The organism is Streptomyces sp. B1I3 (genome assembly GCF_030816615.1).
Classification (GTDB): Bacteria; Actinomycetota; Actinomycetes; order Streptomycetales; family Streptomycetaceae; genus Streptomyces.
The window spans coordinates 3839449-3853588 of sequence record NZ_JAUSYD010000001.1 but is presented as its reverse complement, the minus strand read 5'-3'; the positions used below and the strand labels follow the sequence as shown (position 1 = coordinate 3853588).

Sequence of the window (14140 nt, the reverse complement as noted above, 5' to 3'; positions counted from 1 at the left end):
GGGGCAGCGGAGGCGGTCGGCGCCGGCCGAGGGCTCGGGGGCCTGGGGGCCGGGGCCCGGGGGCCTGGGGGCCGCCCGAAATCAGTCGCCGACGTGGGCCATCAGGGCGTCGGCGGTGCGGAGCAGGGTGGCGCGGGCGTCACTGCCGTCGAGGTACCCCCCGACCATCGCCCCGTCGCGCGCCAGCAGCAGTGAGGCCGCTGCGGCCTCCGGGGCCGGGTGTCCGGCCGCGCGCAGCAGTCCGGCGAGGGTCTCGCGGAACCAGGCGCGGTGCTCGGCCACCAGCTGACGGACCGGGTGGTCCGGCTCCGGGTATTCGGCTGCCGCGTTGATGAACGGGCAGCCGCGGAAGCCGGGCCCGCACACCTCTGCGGCCAGCCACTCCATCACGGAGGCCACCTGCCCGCGCGGATCGGACGCCGCAGCGGCGGCGCGGTCGATCTCGGCCCGTATGGCTTCGTCCCGCAGCCGCAGATAGGCGAGGACCAGATCTTCCTTCGAGGGGAAGTGCCGGTAGAACGTCGCCTTGGTCACTCCGGCCGCCGCGATCAGCCGGTCCACGCCCACGGAGTGGATGCCGTCCGTGTAGAAGATGCCGGCCGCGGCCGTGACGAGCCGGTCGCGGGCCGCCGAGCGTGAGGCGGGTGCGGGCGGGGTCTGCGCGGACATGGACGTCACGTTAACAGACTGGTCTGTCTCTTTGCCGTCTTGACAACGCATCGGGCCGGCCGCAGGCTATACAAGACAGAACGGTCTGTCTTGCGTGTGGCACGCTCGCCGCGCAGGACCGGCCGCCTGTCCCCCTGTCCCCGTTGTGGCAACGGATCGAAAGAGGTTCATCCCATGAGCGACTTCACCACCAGCGACGGCACACGCATCCACTACAAGGACTGGGGCAGCGGCCGGCCCGTCGTGTTCAGCCACGGCTGGCCCCTGAACGCCGACGCCTGGGACGGCCAGCTGCGGCTGGTGGCGGAGAACGGCTTCCGCGCCATCGCCCATGACCGGCGCGGTCACGGCCGTTCCGACCAGCCCTGGCAGGGCAACGACATGGACACCTACGCCGACGACCTGGCGCAGCTGATCGAACACCTCGGTCTCGAGGACGTCGTCCTCGTGGGCCACTCCACCGGCGGCGGCGAAGTCGCCCGCTACATCGGACGGCACGGCACCGGCCGCGTCGCGAAGGCCGTGCTGCTCGGAGCCGTGCCGCCGCAGATGCTCAGGACCGACAGCAACCCCGAGGGACTGCCCGTCGAGGTCTTCGACGGCATCCGCGAGGGCGTACGGAGCGACCGCTCCGAGTTCTACCGGAACCTGAGCGAGAGCTTCTACGGTGCCAACCGGCCCGGCTCCTCCGTCTCGCAGGGTGAGCGCGACGCGTTCTGGCTCATGAGCATGCAGGCAGGGCTCAAGGCCGCGTACGACTGCGTCGCCCAGTTCTCGGAGACCGACTTCACCCAGGACCTGGAGCGCTTCGAGGGCATCCCCACACTGATCGCCCACGGTGACGACGACCAGATCGTGCCCATCGCCGACTCCGCCCACAAGGCGGCCCGGATCGTCGGTAACGCCACCCTCAAGGTCTACCCGAACGCCCCGCACGGCCTGACCGGCGCGTTCGAGGAGGCATTCAACGCCGACCTGCTCGACTTCATCAAGCAGTAGACGGCCCGCGTACGCCGGGCACGGCGTACAGGGCGCGGTGCGGGGAGGGGCTCTGCGTTGCTGCCTCCCCGCGCCGGGTCCACGCTGGGGGAATGGGTGATCAGCCGAGCCTCTCGCTCCTGGCTTCCGTCCGGCGGGCATACCGCCTGCTGGAAGTCGCGGGTGCCCATGAGGGCGGAGCCCTCGCCGAACAGCTGACGCGGGAGTCGGGCCTGGAGCCGGAGACCGCGAACCACCTCCTGCGCACGCTCACCCAGGACGGGTATCTGCGGAAGCTGGACGACGGCGGGTACGTCATCGGTGACATGCCCAACCGCTTGCGGACCGCGAGCCGCGGGGAGGGCCTGCTCGCCGCCGTCCGGCCCGCCCTCGCGGCCCTCCGGGACGGGATGTCCGCCGCCGCCTACCTGACCTTCTACGAGGACGGCGAGATCCGTGTCGCCGAGATCGTCGACGGGCCGCTGGCTCCCCGTGCCAACCTCTGGGTCGGCTTCGAGGACGCCGGGCACGCCACCGCCCTCGGCAAGTGCGTCCTGCGCGAGCTGAACGAAGAGGCGCGCGGCGAGTACCTCTCCCGGCACTCCCTCGCCGACCTCACCCCTCGTACGATCACCCACCGCGAGGAGCTGATACGGCAGCTCGAGGCTTCACTGCCGACCCCCTCCGTCATGGACCGCGAGGAGTACGCCCTCGGCACGGTCTGCATCGCGGTGCCCGTGTTCAACGGGGACACGCTCGGCTCGCTCGGCATCTCCTTCCGGGCCGACAGGATGTACCGGACCAGTCAGGCCCGCGAGATGCTGCTGTCCTCGGCGGGCCGGGTGACGCGCGGTCTGACGCTCAGCTTCTGAGGGCTTCCCGCATCAGGTCCGTGCACCGGCATCCTTCGGCGGATGCCGAAGGATCACGCCCCTAGCGTGGCCCGCATGACCGACATCGAGCAGCTCGCCCCGGACACCCCACCCGTCACAGCGACCCCGGCGGACACCCTGGTGGGGGACACCCCGGCAACGGACACCCCGGCGGGGGACGGACCGGTGACCGACGACCGTGATCCCGCACAGGTCGTCACGGCGATGGTGGACCACGTACTCGCTCTCGCCGCCACATGGACGGCCTGGGACGGATGCCCCGTCCACACCGACGGCCGCGACTACACCCCGCACAAGGCGATCCGCCGGGTGGCCGACCACCTGGTCGACCATCTCGCCGAGCTGGAGGCACGTCTCGCCGGGGAGGAGACGGAGCCCGACCACTGGCGCGCGTCGGCGGTCACGACCCCCGCCGACCTCGCCCCCTTCACCCAGGACGACCTCGAGGAGGCGTGCAGCCGGCTCGTCCGGCTGGCCGGCATCTGGGCCCGGCGCCTCGGCTCCCTGACCGCCGAGCAGCTCGACCACTCGCCCGGCACCGGATGGACGTTCCGGGGCCTCGCCTTCCACGTGGCGGAGTCCGTCTACTACGCCGACGCCCTGGGCGAGCTCGCACCAACCGCACACCGGGGGAGCCAGGCGTGAACGCCTTCGCCGCACTGCACCGCACTGCACCGCACCGGTGCGCCGCTGCTGCTCCCCAACGCGTGGGACCACGCCTCGGCGGCGGCTCTCGCCTCGCACGGCTTCCCGGCCATCGGCACGACGAGCCTCGGCGTCGCAGCCGCGGCCGGCCTGCCGGACGGGTGTGGGGCGACGCGGGACGAGACGCTGCGGCTGGCAGCACGGCTCGGTGCGGGAGGCTTCCTGCTCTCCGTGGACGTCGAGGGCGGTTTCGGCGACGACCCGGCGGGCGTGGCCGAGCTGGCCCGTGAGCTCGCCGTCGCCGGCGCGGTCGGCATCAACATCGAGGACGGCAGGGCGGACGGCGGTCTCGCCCCTGCCGAGCTGCACGCGGCGAAGATATCCGCCGTGAAGGAGGCCGTGCCGTCCCTCTTCGTCAACGCCCGCACCGACACCCACTGGCTCCCCGGCAGCGGTCGCGGGGCGGAGACACTGCGTCGCCTCACGGCCTACCAACAGGCGGGTTGCGACGGCGTGTTCGTACCGGGACTCACCGACCCCGCGCGCATCGCCGAGCTGGTGGGCATGCTCGAAGTGCCTCTCAACATCCTGTACTCACCCGGAGGCCCGACCGTCCCGGAGCTGGCAGCGCTGGGCGTACGGCGGGTGAGCCTCGGGTCGCTCCTCCACCGCCGCGCACTCGCTGCCGCCGTGGCCGCGGCGGTGGACGTCCGCTCCGGCCGGCCGGTGAGCGGGGAGGCCTTCACATACGCGCAGGTGCAGGCGCTCGCCGGGACAGGCATCGAGAGGGATATGCGGATGGCCGGCTCGTCAGGCATGTGGCATTCCTCACAGCGAAAACACAGCTGCTGAAAGCAACTGCACCTTTTCGTCTTTTCTGTCTGCCGTGACGGCGCGGTACCGGGCGGAACGGGTGAAGAATTCGTGCGGGCCGATCGTCGCTCCAGCCATACGATCACCCCAGGTCGCACGTGCGTGTCCCATTCCGCTGCGGCCCCTTCTTCTTTTTCGGACCCTGAAGGGCTCTTGTGAAGATTCGCCGGATTCTTGCCACCGCTGTTGCCGCCGCCGTGACCACTCCCGCACTCCTGCTCTCGGTCACCCCCGCGTTCGCCGACGAAAAGCCGGCAGCGCAGACGCAGGACAAGCCGTCCATCGCGGAGCTGGAGAAGGCCGCGGCCGCAGCACAGACGGCATACGACGACGCCGTAGCGGCGGAGAGCGCCGCCGAGGCGGCACTGGAAGCCACCGATCTCGATACCTTTCCTCTGCGCATAGCCGCCGAGGCTGCCAAGAAGGTTGCGACAGAGGCCGCCGCCGCGAAGACCGCCGCCGACCAGGCGGTTGTCGACGCCCAGGCTGCGATCGACGCCCTTCCGGAGACCGCCACCGAGGAGGAAAAGACCGCAGCGGCGACGAAGCTCGCCGAGGCGCAGACCGCCGCCGCAGCCGCAGGCGAGGCCAAGACCGCCGCCGAAGCCAAGGCCACCGAAGCCGGGACCGCGCTCGACGACGAGCGGGTGAACCTGGCCCGGAAGATCGGCACGGCGCAGAAGGCGGTCAAGCAGGCGCTCGCCGACAAGAACGCCGCCGACGCGGCACTGGCCAAGGCCGTGGAGGAAGAAGCCGAGGAAGGTGAGGGCGACGACGACGATTGCGTCCCCGAGGCCAAGCTCACCACGGTCGTGACGGGCCTGCCGTCCACCGTGGTCGCCGGTACGAAGGTCAACTTCAAGCTCCGGGTGACCAACGGCACCGACAAGACCATGGACGAGGTGCTTCCGTTCGCCTACATCCACGCGACCGACGAGAGCGGCCTCAAGGACATCGACAAGCTGGTCCACCTGCAGTGGTCCAACGGCTCGTCCTCCAAGTGGCAGACCGTCGACAACGAGCACTACATGGACGCCATCAGCCCGCTGAAGGCCCATGCTCACGCCGACATCAAGATGCGCCTCGCGATCGACGCCTCGGCCCCCGCGGGCAACGGCGTCACCTTCGTCGCCGGTGACTACTTCAACGACAACGGCTCCTGCGGCGGGAGCCCGGACCTCGAGGGTTACGAGTTCCTGATCGCCGCCGCGGGCAGCAAGCCCGGCAAGGTCGATGACGCGAAGCCCAGCACGAACAAGCCGAACACCTCGGGCGTCAAGCCGCAGAGCGGCGCCTCGGCCCGCCCGGTGACCGGCAGCCTCGCGGCGACGGGCTCCTCCTCCGCGACCTCGCAGCTCGCCCTCGCGAGCGGTGCGGCCGTGGCGATCGGCGCGGGCGCGCTGTTCGTCGTACGCCGCCGCAAGGTGGGCTCCGACGCCTGACGCACAGGGGGTACCGGCCGGGAATCCCGGTCCACGCCCTGAGCGACCGACGGGCCCGACACCGCACGGTGTCGGGCCCGTCGGCATGAGCGGGGTCGCGGACGGTCCGCTTCGCCCGTCCGGTCGACGGCGCTGCGCCCGGACAGCGCTGCTGTCCGGGCGGTGCCGCTGTCCGGGCGGTGCCGCTGTCCGGACCGGCCCGGGGACGAAGGCCGTGGACAGGCCGGGCCCCGCAGGTTCCCGGGTGCCTCCGCGAGCGGCCCGACGGACGTCCGGCGGGCGGACGGCCGGAAGCGGTCAGGAATCGAGAAGCGCTACCGCAGCACCGCGCATAGCTTCGTTCCATGGCTTCCATCACTTCCGTCATCCTCGAAGCGGCCGACCCCACCGCCGCCCAGCGCTTCTACACCGACGCCTTCGGCCTGGACACCCAGGTGCGCGTACGGGCCGGCGAGACACCGACGACCGGCTTCCGCGGCTTCACGCTGTCGCTCACCGTGTCCCAGCCCGCCACCGTCAACGGCCTCATCGACTCCGCACTCGAGGCGGGCGCCTCGACGGTGAAGCCGGCCAAGAAGTCCTTCTGGGGCTACGGCGGTGTCGTACAGGCCCCGGACGGGGCGCTCTGGAAGATCGCGTCCTCGGCGAAGAAGGACACGGGACCGGCCACCCGGCAGATCGACCAGGTGGTGCTCCTCCTGGGCGTCGAGGACATGGCCGCGAGCAAGCAGTTCTACGTCGGCCGAGGGCTCGTCGTCGGGAAGAGCTACGGCCGCAAGTACACCGAGTTCGCGACGCCGCCGAACTCCGTCAAGCTGGCGCTCTACGGCAGGCGGGCCCTCGCCAAGGACGCCGGCGTCGCTCCCGACGGAACCGGATCGCACCGGCTCGTGATCGAAGGCGACGGCGGGCCCTTCACCGACCCGGACGGCTTCGTCTGGGAGACGGCTTCCCGGTGACATGCGCCCGACCACCCTGGCGGCCCCGCCCCTCGCGCTGACGGGACCGTGTGATCAGTACGACTGGGCAACCCCGGCGCCGCGTGGCACGATCGCACAGGTGACGAGCAGACCCGGCGCGGCGCACCGCCTGAGCGATCTCGCCCGGCTGCGCCGCGTCCGTGACCGGATGGACCGGGAGTACGCGCAGCCGCTGGACGTCGAGGCACTCGCCCGGGGCGCGAACATGTCCGCCGGGCACCTCAGCCGCGCGTTCCGCCTGGCCTACGGCGAGTCGCCGTACAGCTACCTCATGACCCGCCGCATCGAGCGCGCGATGACGCTGCTGCGCCGTGGTGACCTCAGCGTCACCGACGTCTGCTTCGCGGTCGGCTGCTCGTCCCTGGGCACCTTCAGCACGCGTTTCACCGAGCTGGTCGGGATGCCGCCCAGCACCTACCGGCGCCTCGCGGCGCAGGCGACCGAGGGGCTCCCCTCGTGCGTGGCGAAACAGGTGACAAGACCGGTCAGGAATCGAGAAGCGCCCCCCGAGCGTCCGCTTTAGCGAGAATGCCATGGACATCACCATTCACACGAGCGTTCTCCCGCATGACGACCCGGAAGCCACCCTGGCGTTCTACCGCGACACCCTCGGCTTCGAGGTCCGCAACGACGTCGGATCCGGCACGATGCGCTGGATCACCGTCGGCCCGGCCGACCAGCCCAGCACATCCATCCTCCTGGCGCCGCCGGCCGTCGATCCCGGGATCACCGACGACGAGCGCCGCACCGTCGCCGAGATGATGGCCAAGGGCACCTACGGCTGGATCCTGCTGGCCACCAAGAACCTCGACGCCACCTTCGAGCGGCTGCGGGCCGGCGACGCCGAAGTCGTCCAGGAGCCGACCGAGCAGCCGTACGGCGTGCGCGATTGCGTCTTCCGCGATCCCGCCGGCAACCAGATCCGCATCCAGGAACTGCGCTGAGCCGCTGCCGGCGCTGATGGAAGCGCCCCGGCGCGGCAGAGCTGCCCTTGAAGAAGCGGCCGGACGCCGTGGACGCCTTGGTGGCCCTGACGGCGGCCCGACATGGCAGCGCCGTGGTCTTCACGAGCGATCCGGCCGACCTGGATGCCTACCTGAAGGCACTGGACGCCAAGGACGTGCACCTGGTGCGGATCTGAGGTGTCGGCCTGCGGCCGTGTCCCCGGCGCGAGGGCGTGGAGGAACGCAAAAGGCCCCGGCCGGTTTCCCGGTCGGGGCCTTCGACGTATTGCCCGGTGAGAGCAATGGCGGAGGATACGAGATTCGAACTCGTGAGGGGTTGCCCCCAACACGCTTTCCAAATGTTCGTCCGGGGGTTCGGAGAGGGGCGGGGTTGTTCTGACCTGGGACGGAGCCGCGCGTCGGAGGGATGGTGAACGGCACTGGACGGGGGCGAATGAGACCAGGACTGAGACCGGAGCGCCGGGTCATACCTTCTTGACGACGATCGACTCCGGAACCAGCCTCTCCAGATCGTCTACGTCCGAGGTGAAGACGGTGACCTGCCCCTTCTGCCGGCGCGCGATGACGGCGAGTATCGCGTCGATCGCGTACTTGTGGCCGTGCAGCTTGGTATCTGTCAGCAGGCGGCGGGCCTGGCGAGCCTCGTGCTTCCCGATGTCAGCGACTTCAAGCCGGGAGAGTACCCAGTCCCAGCGCTGCTCGGTGGTTCTGCCGTCGTACGCCTCGACCAGCGTCATCGGAGACGTGACCACCTCGGCTTCGCCCCGGGCTGCGAGGTCGAGCCAAGCGATCATCTTCCGGTCGCCGCGTACGGCCAGGGACAGGGCTTCGCAGTCGAGTACGAAGACGCGCAGCGGCCGCTGCCCGGGCTCACCGGACCGCTTCTTCACGCGGCTTCTCCGGCGCCGTGCGTTCCGGTGGCACGTCGACGCTCGTGCTCTGCGTCCAGGTCCTCCAACTCGTCGAACGCTGTGGTGCGCTCTTCGTCGGTGAGGGGGCCGTGTTCCTCCTGCAGCCAGTCCGACAGCTCCCGCAGTCGGTCCCGGTCACGCTTGAAGCGCAGAGCCTCGGCGACGTACGCCGACATCCCCCGTTCTGCCGCCTCCGCGCGGATCTCGTCCAGGAGATCCTCGGGAATCGTCACCGTTACCTTCTTCGTCGCCATATAAGCGACCATACTCCCGGTATGGCACTCCTTACCAGTATGGGCTTGCGACTGCCAGGTCGGCGGTCAGACGGCCGTGGCGGGACGGGGGCTGCCGTGGAAGACCTGACTGGTGTGCCAGGAACGGTGGGCGGCGGTGATGGGACGGACGCCCGGTTGGGGGCCGATGACCGGACGGCCGGCGAGCGTGATGACGTGCTCGCGGGCGGCGGCGCTGTGGCCGACAAAGCTCTGCGAGACCAGGATGCGGTGCCCCTCGCCGAGACCGAGTACGCCTTTGTCGAACAGCCTGTGGTGCAGCGAGCAGAGACACAGTCCGTTCTCGACGTCGTCCGGTCCGCCGAACGCCCACCAGCGCACGTGGGCGGCCTCAAGCCCGACCGGCACCGCCGATCCTGCCGTCGTATCCGCAGAAGGCACACTGGTACTCGTACGCCGTCAGGACCGCTTCCCGCATCCGCCGGTCCCGCTGCCTGCGCGTGGCCGATGTCGGTCCGGTCTCGGCCTCCTCCAGCGCCAGGCCGACGGCTTCGCACAGTTCGCCGTGGAGGGAGGGCGGGAAGTTCAGATCGAGCAGCACCCGTGTCATCCGGCCGAGCAGAGACGGCTCCGTAGTGCGGCCCGTAGCTTCGGGGTCAGCCGCCCAGTGGCGCCGGTTGCGCGCAGCTCCCTGACCCCGGTCCCGGGGCTGCCCGGCCCGCGCTCGGTGCGCACCTCCCACACGCCGTCACTTACCAGGTGATGGAAGGGGTAGGCGGGAGTCGTCCGGTTACCGGGACCGTATTCGGCGAGCAGTGCCCGCAGGTCCTCCTCCACGGCGCTGTACCGCAGCTCGTCATCGGCGTCCTGCTGGAACCGGCTGAGCGCGTACAGGAACAGCAGCGGCTTGTGCGGAGCTCGCGTCCCGCTCCTCGTCCACTGTCTCAACTGCGCGGTGCGCTCGACCCAGTCCATGGTCGGCGATCGTAGTGGCGGCTCGTCGCAGCGCTTGGTCGTGGGGCATCGCCGCAGTGGCCGGCCGAACACCGAGCCACGACGCGGATCCCGGCTACCCAGGCATGACGCCGTGGATGCGGGAGAGGGTGAAGACCCGTTCGTCGTCGCGCAGGTGGCACCACGCATACAAGTAGGGCGGGTCGAGCACGAGCTCGCTGAGGGTACGTACGGTCCGGTTGCCCGAGGCGGCGACGTACTCGACCGTGATGGCTGTGCCGGCGTCGATGGCATGGGCAAGCTGGCGGACATCGCTGTACGCCAGGTTCTTCGCGCATCCGGCGACGATCTCCTCGGTGTCCGTGCCGTAGGGGACCCCGGTGCCGAACGGGTCGGGAGCCGGAAGTATCGGCGGGGCGGCCCGCAGCCTGGCGGCCAGCGTGCTCAGGCCGACTGTCACCGGAGTCACCGTCGGCACGGACCGCCGCCGCTGGCTTGGGAGTGGGGGCGGGGGCGGGACCGGTGCGGCGGCACGTCGGCGCCGGGTCTTTTCGACGCGCACGGTTCCGTCGGCCCTCTCGGCAACGGGGGCGTAGCCGGCGGCCCGAAGCGTGGCGAGGGTCTTGTCGAGTGAGGTTCGGCTGACCAGCACGGTCGGTGCCAGCAAGCGCAGGCCGAGGGCGGCGAGCTTTCTGTGCGTGACGAGTTCGGCGAGGAGAGCGGGTTCTTCGCCGTGGATCACACAGGCAGCGGGGGTGATGCGCACACGGCCGTGAGTGCGTGCGGAGTCGTTGATCAGGTACGACAGCGACTGGGGGAGGGCGCCGACCGCGACGGCGCTCAGGTCTGCCGCGATGGCAACCGCCGTGCGGCCCGTGTCCAGGGCACGGCGAACGGTTGTGGGGCTGAACCGCCACACCGATGCCGTGCCACCGACTTCCTTGTCAGCGACGGTGTCCAGCAGTGCGGCGAGGCGGGCGGACGGTGTGCCGGTGACGACGGCGGTGAGGTCCGCGCCGAAACGGGCTGCCCTGGTGGCCGTCGGCAGCAGCCGCTCACAGGCGGCGGCCAGCGCTTCGGCGTCGTCGGTCCGCAGAGCGGCACCGATGGGGGACAGGGCGCCGCGGGCGACGACCCCGAGCAGTTCCGCTTCCCGGATCGCGGTGGCGAAAGGCGTGGTGTCCTGGGGGAGCTGCTCGGCGAGCGGGCGATGCCAGGCGCCCAGCGCCCCCAGTTCCGCGGGGCTGTGCACTCCCCGGTCCGCCGGGAGCTGTGCCGCGGCGGCGAGGAGCCCCTCCCGGGCCTGTAGACAGCCGCCGCAGGGCGGTGTTCCGGCGAGCGCGGGCAGCGCCTTGCCGTCCTCGCCGCGCGCCTGGGTCGGAGTCAGCGGAAGCGTCCGCCAGGCGTGGAGAAGCGCGGTGAGCTGCTCCGCCGGTTCTCGTTCCGCCCAGGTGTCGTATCCGTCCGTTGCCGCGACCTGGTCGCCGTCCCGGGCCAGCAGCCCGGCGTCGTACGCCGTCTCCAGAACAAGGCGTACGACGATGTCGTCGCACTGTGCCGCCTTGCTGATCCGGGACAACTCACGTGCTCCGACCCCGCCGGACTTCAGCAGGACCGGCGGAGCCGCGGAGCACGTCGCCAGAACCGACGCGGCATGTGCGGCGAACGCCGTGGCGGCGGCCGCCGCCTCCCGGTCCACTTCCGCCGAGGTGACGGACACCGTCCGCACGACGGGCGGGACGGGCTCGAAGGGGGCGCGCCAGCCGGCTCCGCGCAGTGCGAGCGCCACCTCGGCGGGCATGCGTGTGGATCCGTACCCGGAGTGCCGGTCCTGGACCAGCAGTCCGCGCTCCAGTGCCCAGCGCACACTCGGCTCGGAGTCGGCCGGCGGGGTCCTGAACGTGAGGAAATGCGCCTGTGATTGAGCCTGTTCACCCCGGTGAGAGGCTCGCCGCTCAAGCAGATTCCGGGTGGACGAAGGTGCCGAAGCGATCACCGCGGCCACCCGCTCCGGATCGCTGTGGTGTTCCAGGAGGGCCGTCAGCCGATGCTTCTTGGTGGTGCCGGGTGACGGGATGCCCAGGGCCACCAGCATGCGGCGCAGTTCCTCGGAGGTCGTGTCCGCCAGTAGCCGGGTGAGCGGGGCGTCCAGCCCCAGCGGCGAGTCCCACGCCTGCGGCAACGGCGCCGCCATGCGCAGCAGCCCTTCGCCGTCCGTCCAGACGAGTGCGCGGTCGGCCAGCACCTCCAAGGCCGCGCCCAGCCCGCGAGCGCTCTCCGTTCCGGTCACATCCACCAGATCGGCCAGGGCGGCACATGGAACGGGCCCCAATGCCGCCAGTGTCTCGGCTACCTGCAGGTGTGGCAGCGCGAGTCCGGTCAACACCGGGGCCACCGACGCCGGGCGCTGAAGGCGGTCCGCGAGTTCGCCGAACGAGCGTGGTTCTGGCGGGGACACGGCATCCGGGCGAGCTGCCAGGACCCGCTCAAGCCGGTCGACTTCCAGATCACTCAGCCACGCGGCCAGAGTTGATCCACTGGGCTTGCCGATGGGGACACCTCACAAAGACGGGTACCGGTGGTCTCCGACCGGAATCGGTCCTGCACAGACCCAGAATGGCGGATCGCGGGGGACGCTTGCGTCCTGAGTCGGCAGAAACCCGCTTCTGAGTGAAGGCGATGTCCTGTGACTCGACCTGGCGACGGCAAGTCGGCGGAATGAAATGTCTCTTATATCCGAAATAAATGAGACCAGAACTGAGACCACCAACGTCGAAGGCCCCCGCAGCGAGCTGCGGGGGCCTTCGACGTATTGCCCGGTGAGAGCAATGGCGGAGGATACGAGATTCGAACTCGTGAGGGGTTGCCCCCAACACGCTTTCCAAATGTTCGTACGGCTGTCCGGCGGAGGTGTACCCGTCCTGACCTGCGGCGGAGCGTCCAGGGTGGCCCTGTCCGGACGGGCCCGGACAGGGGCGAATGAGACCAGAACTGAGACCAGGCGGGGCGCGAGCCGGGCGCCCACGCGCTCCACGCCGTCAGTCGGCGCTCAGAACCGTCGCCACCGCCTGGAACCACGCTCCGTACGAGAACGGCTCGGGCGGGTTGACCTCCATGCCGAGTTTCGCGGCGGCCACGGCGTAGTCGCCCTCGTCCAGCGGGAGGGCGATCAGTTCGTGGAGCTCACCGACGAGGCGGGCGACGAGCTGGGGGTCGGTGGTGGCGGCGTAGTCCGCGACCGCGGCCTCGTGGTCGGGGAACTCGTCGACGATGTCCTGCGAGAACCAGCCGCCCAGCAGCTGCGCGGTCTCCGGGAACCGTGCGTGCCACTCCCAGTGCGTCTGCGGGTTCGTGGGCGGCGGCACCTCGCCGTCCTCGATGCTCTGCTTGAGGTGGTCGGCGAGCAGGAGCAGCCAGTCGCCGATCGCGGACTGGGGGATCCCCACGTCGGGGACCGCGTAGAACTCCCCGAGGTCGATCCGCAGGCGTCCCGGGGGGTTGCGGCTGTATTCGCGCAGCTGCCGCTCCGCCTCCGCGATGGCCCAGGGCCGGGTGTGCCAGGTGTGGCGCAGATAGGCGTCCAGGGCTCGGCTGCGCCGCTCGGCGGTGTCGTCGGCGCTCTGGCCGAGGTAGGCGCGAAGGACCTGATCGAGCTCGCCGTAGCGGCGGTCGTGCTCAAGGGGCTTCATGGACACGGTCGCACTGCCTCTACGGGTAGAACGGGACGGTGGTCTGTACGACGAACCCGTACGGGCTGTCAGGCTCCCGCCGCAGGACGACGCGGGCGGCCCGGACGTCGAGCGGCTCCTGCCCGGCGAGCAGCATCGCCTCCAGCAGCACCCGCCCGACGGGCTCCTCCCGGGACGGCCAGGCGGCCTCGATGGTGAGGCGGGCCCGCGTCCCCTGGGCGAGCCAGCGGTGGATGACCTGCTCGTTGGCGGTCACCACCTGCTGGGTGGCCCACTGGGCGGTCTCCCGGTCAGGGTAGGTGGCGGATCGGGTCAGCATCGGATCATTGTCTCAATTCGCGTTGAACGACCAGAAGACCCCGACCTCGTCCGCGGACACCGCGATCAGGCCGAGATCCATCATGTAGCCGGTGAAGGGGTGGCCGCCTTCGAGGTCGCCCGCCAGGAAGTCGGGCGCGTCGCAGGTACGGGCGAGGCCGGAGGAGGTCCAGAACGCCGCCTCGGGACCGAAGCGGTCCAGCACGGTCCGGGCGTCCGCGAGCACCGCGTCGCGGTCCTCCCGCGACCGGACCGGGGAGCCCTCGAAGAACCACTCCTGCGAGAGCGAGGCGAGCAGCTCGACGGCGGCGCCGGCCGTGATCGGCCGGAGCCCGGCGCGGAGGTCCTGGGCGGCCGTCACACGGAACGGGTAGCCGGGGCAGCCGGCCTCCCAGCCCTCCTGGAACGTCTCCGAATCCAGGGCGAACCAGCCCCGCGGGTCGGCGACGGACCGCTCCATGACGGCGAGGACGTCCTCGGCCCAGTCCCCGTGCAGCCGCGGACCGCTCCTGGCGAAGACGAAGACGTCCTCCAGGAGCCGTAGCAGCGCAGCGTCCCAGGTGCTTCTGTCGAGGGGGTTCATCAGAGTC

At 70.7% G+C, this 14140-nt stretch carries 16 protein-coding genes and 1 pseudogene; 9 read left to right on the top strand and 8 right to left on the bottom strand.

Annotated features, from left to right (window positions below):
* Window positions 1–81: 81 nt before the first annotated feature.
* On the bottom strand, window positions 82–669 hold the full coding sequence (locus QFZ58_RS17670; RefSeq protein ID WP_307125868.1) for a TetR/AcrR family transcriptional regulator: 588 nt from the start codon (window positions 667–669) through the stop codon (window positions 82–84).
* 174 nt (window positions 670–843) lie between these two features.
* Here QFZ58_RS17670 and QFZ58_RS17665 point away from each other — a divergent pair, with 174 nt between their 5' ends.
* From QFZ58_RS17665 to QFZ58_RS17625, 9 genes are all read left to right on the top strand, one after another.
* On the top strand, window positions 844–1668 hold the full coding sequence (locus QFZ58_RS17665; protein WP_307125867.1) for an alpha/beta fold hydrolase: 825 nt from the start codon (window positions 844–846) through the stop codon (window positions 1666–1668).
* 92 nt (window positions 1669–1760) lie between these two features.
* Window positions 1761–2519 carry an IclR family transcriptional regulator gene (locus QFZ58_RS17660; RefSeq protein ID WP_307125866.1) on the top strand — a complete coding sequence of 253 codons (759 nt, stop codon included), beginning with the start codon at window positions 1761–1763 and terminating at the stop codon, window positions 2517–2519.
* A gap of 225 nt (window positions 2520–2744) precedes the next feature.
* A complete protein-coding gene (locus QFZ58_RS17655; RefSeq protein WP_307128903.1) occupies window positions 2745–3185 on the top strand; it encodes a hypothetical protein in 441 nt (146 codons plus the stop codon).
* 24 nt (window positions 3186–3209) lie between these two features.
* A complete protein-coding gene (locus QFZ58_RS17650; RefSeq protein ID WP_307128902.1) occupies window positions 3210–4037 on the top strand; it encodes an isocitrate lyase/phosphoenolpyruvate mutase family protein in 828 nt (275 codons plus the stop codon).
* A 176-nt stretch (window positions 4038–4213) separates the two neighbouring features.
* The gene (locus QFZ58_RS17645) at window positions 4214–5500 is read left to right on the top strand and encodes an LAETG motif-containing sortase-dependent surface protein (protein ID WP_307125865.1); all 1287 of its coding nucleotides are present in this window, start codon (window positions 4214–4216) and stop codon (window positions 5498–5500) included.
* A 344-nt stretch (window positions 5501–5844) separates the two neighbouring features.
* Window positions 5845–6459 (top strand): glyoxalase, encoded by a 615-nt coding sequence (locus tag QFZ58_RS17640; protein ID WP_307125864.1) that lies wholly within the window; start codon window positions 5845–5847, stop codon window positions 6457–6459.
* A gap of 100 nt (window positions 6460–6559) precedes the next feature.
* Window positions 6560–7003 carry a helix-turn-helix transcriptional regulator gene (locus QFZ58_RS17635; RefSeq protein WP_307125863.1) on the top strand — a complete coding sequence of 148 codons (444 nt, stop codon included), beginning with the start codon at window positions 6560–6562 and terminating at the stop codon, window positions 7001–7003.
* A gap of 10 nt (window positions 7004–7013) precedes the next feature.
* Window positions 7014–7424: a VOC family protein gene (locus QFZ58_RS17630; protein ID WP_307125862.1), complete on the top strand. Its 411-nt coding sequence runs from the start codon at window positions 7014–7016 to the stop codon at window positions 7422–7424.
* A gap of 47 nt (window positions 7425–7471) precedes the next feature.
* Window positions 7472–7621 (top strand): hypothetical protein, encoded by a 150-nt coding sequence (locus tag QFZ58_RS17625; RefSeq protein ID WP_307125861.1) that lies wholly within the window; start codon window positions 7472–7474, stop codon window positions 7619–7621.
* A gap of 288 nt (window positions 7622–7909) precedes the next feature.
* On the opposite strand, the gene QFZ58_RS17620 is transcribed toward QFZ58_RS17625, so the two are convergent.
* From QFZ58_RS17620 to QFZ58_RS17590, 7 genes and pseudogenes are all read right to left on the bottom strand, one after another.
* Window positions 7910–8335, bottom strand: coding sequence for a PIN domain-containing protein (locus QFZ58_RS17620; protein WP_307125860.1), 426 nt, complete (start codon window positions 8333–8335; stop codon window positions 7910–7912).
* The gene (locus QFZ58_RS17615) at window positions 8332–8610 is read right to left on the bottom strand and encodes a CopG family transcriptional regulator (RefSeq protein ID WP_307125859.1); all 279 of its coding nucleotides are present in this window, start codon (window positions 8608–8610) and stop codon (window positions 8332–8334) included. The genes QFZ58_RS17620 and QFZ58_RS17615 overlap by 4 nt, the downstream gene beginning before the upstream one ends.
* A 66-nt stretch (window positions 8611–8676) precedes the next feature.
* Window positions 8677–9564 (bottom strand): annotated as a pseudogene (locus QFZ58_RS17610) (phosphorothioated DNA-binding restriction endonuclease).
* A gap of 94 nt (window positions 9565–9658) precedes the next feature.
* Window positions 9659–12094, bottom strand: coding sequence for a helicase-associated domain-containing protein (locus QFZ58_RS17605; protein WP_373428661.1), 2436 nt, complete (start codon window positions 12092–12094; stop codon window positions 9659–9661).
* A 487-nt stretch (window positions 12095–12581) separates the two neighbouring features.
* Window positions 12582–13238: a contact-dependent growth inhibition system immunity protein gene (locus tag QFZ58_RS17600; RefSeq protein ID WP_307125857.1), complete on the bottom strand. Its 657-nt coding sequence runs from the start codon at window positions 13236–13238 to the stop codon at window positions 12582–12584.
* A gap of 13 nt (window positions 13239–13251) precedes the next feature.
* A complete protein-coding gene (locus QFZ58_RS17595) occupies window positions 13252–13551 on the bottom strand; it encodes an RNase A-like domain-containing protein (RefSeq protein ID WP_209470104.1) in 300 nt (99 codons plus the stop codon).
* 12 nt (window positions 13552–13563) lie between these two features.
* Window positions 13564–14133 (bottom strand): hypothetical protein, encoded by a 570-nt coding sequence (locus QFZ58_RS17590; protein ID WP_209470103.1) that lies wholly within the window; start codon window positions 14131–14133, stop codon window positions 13564–13566.
* Window positions 14134–14140 lie beyond the last annotated feature (7 nt).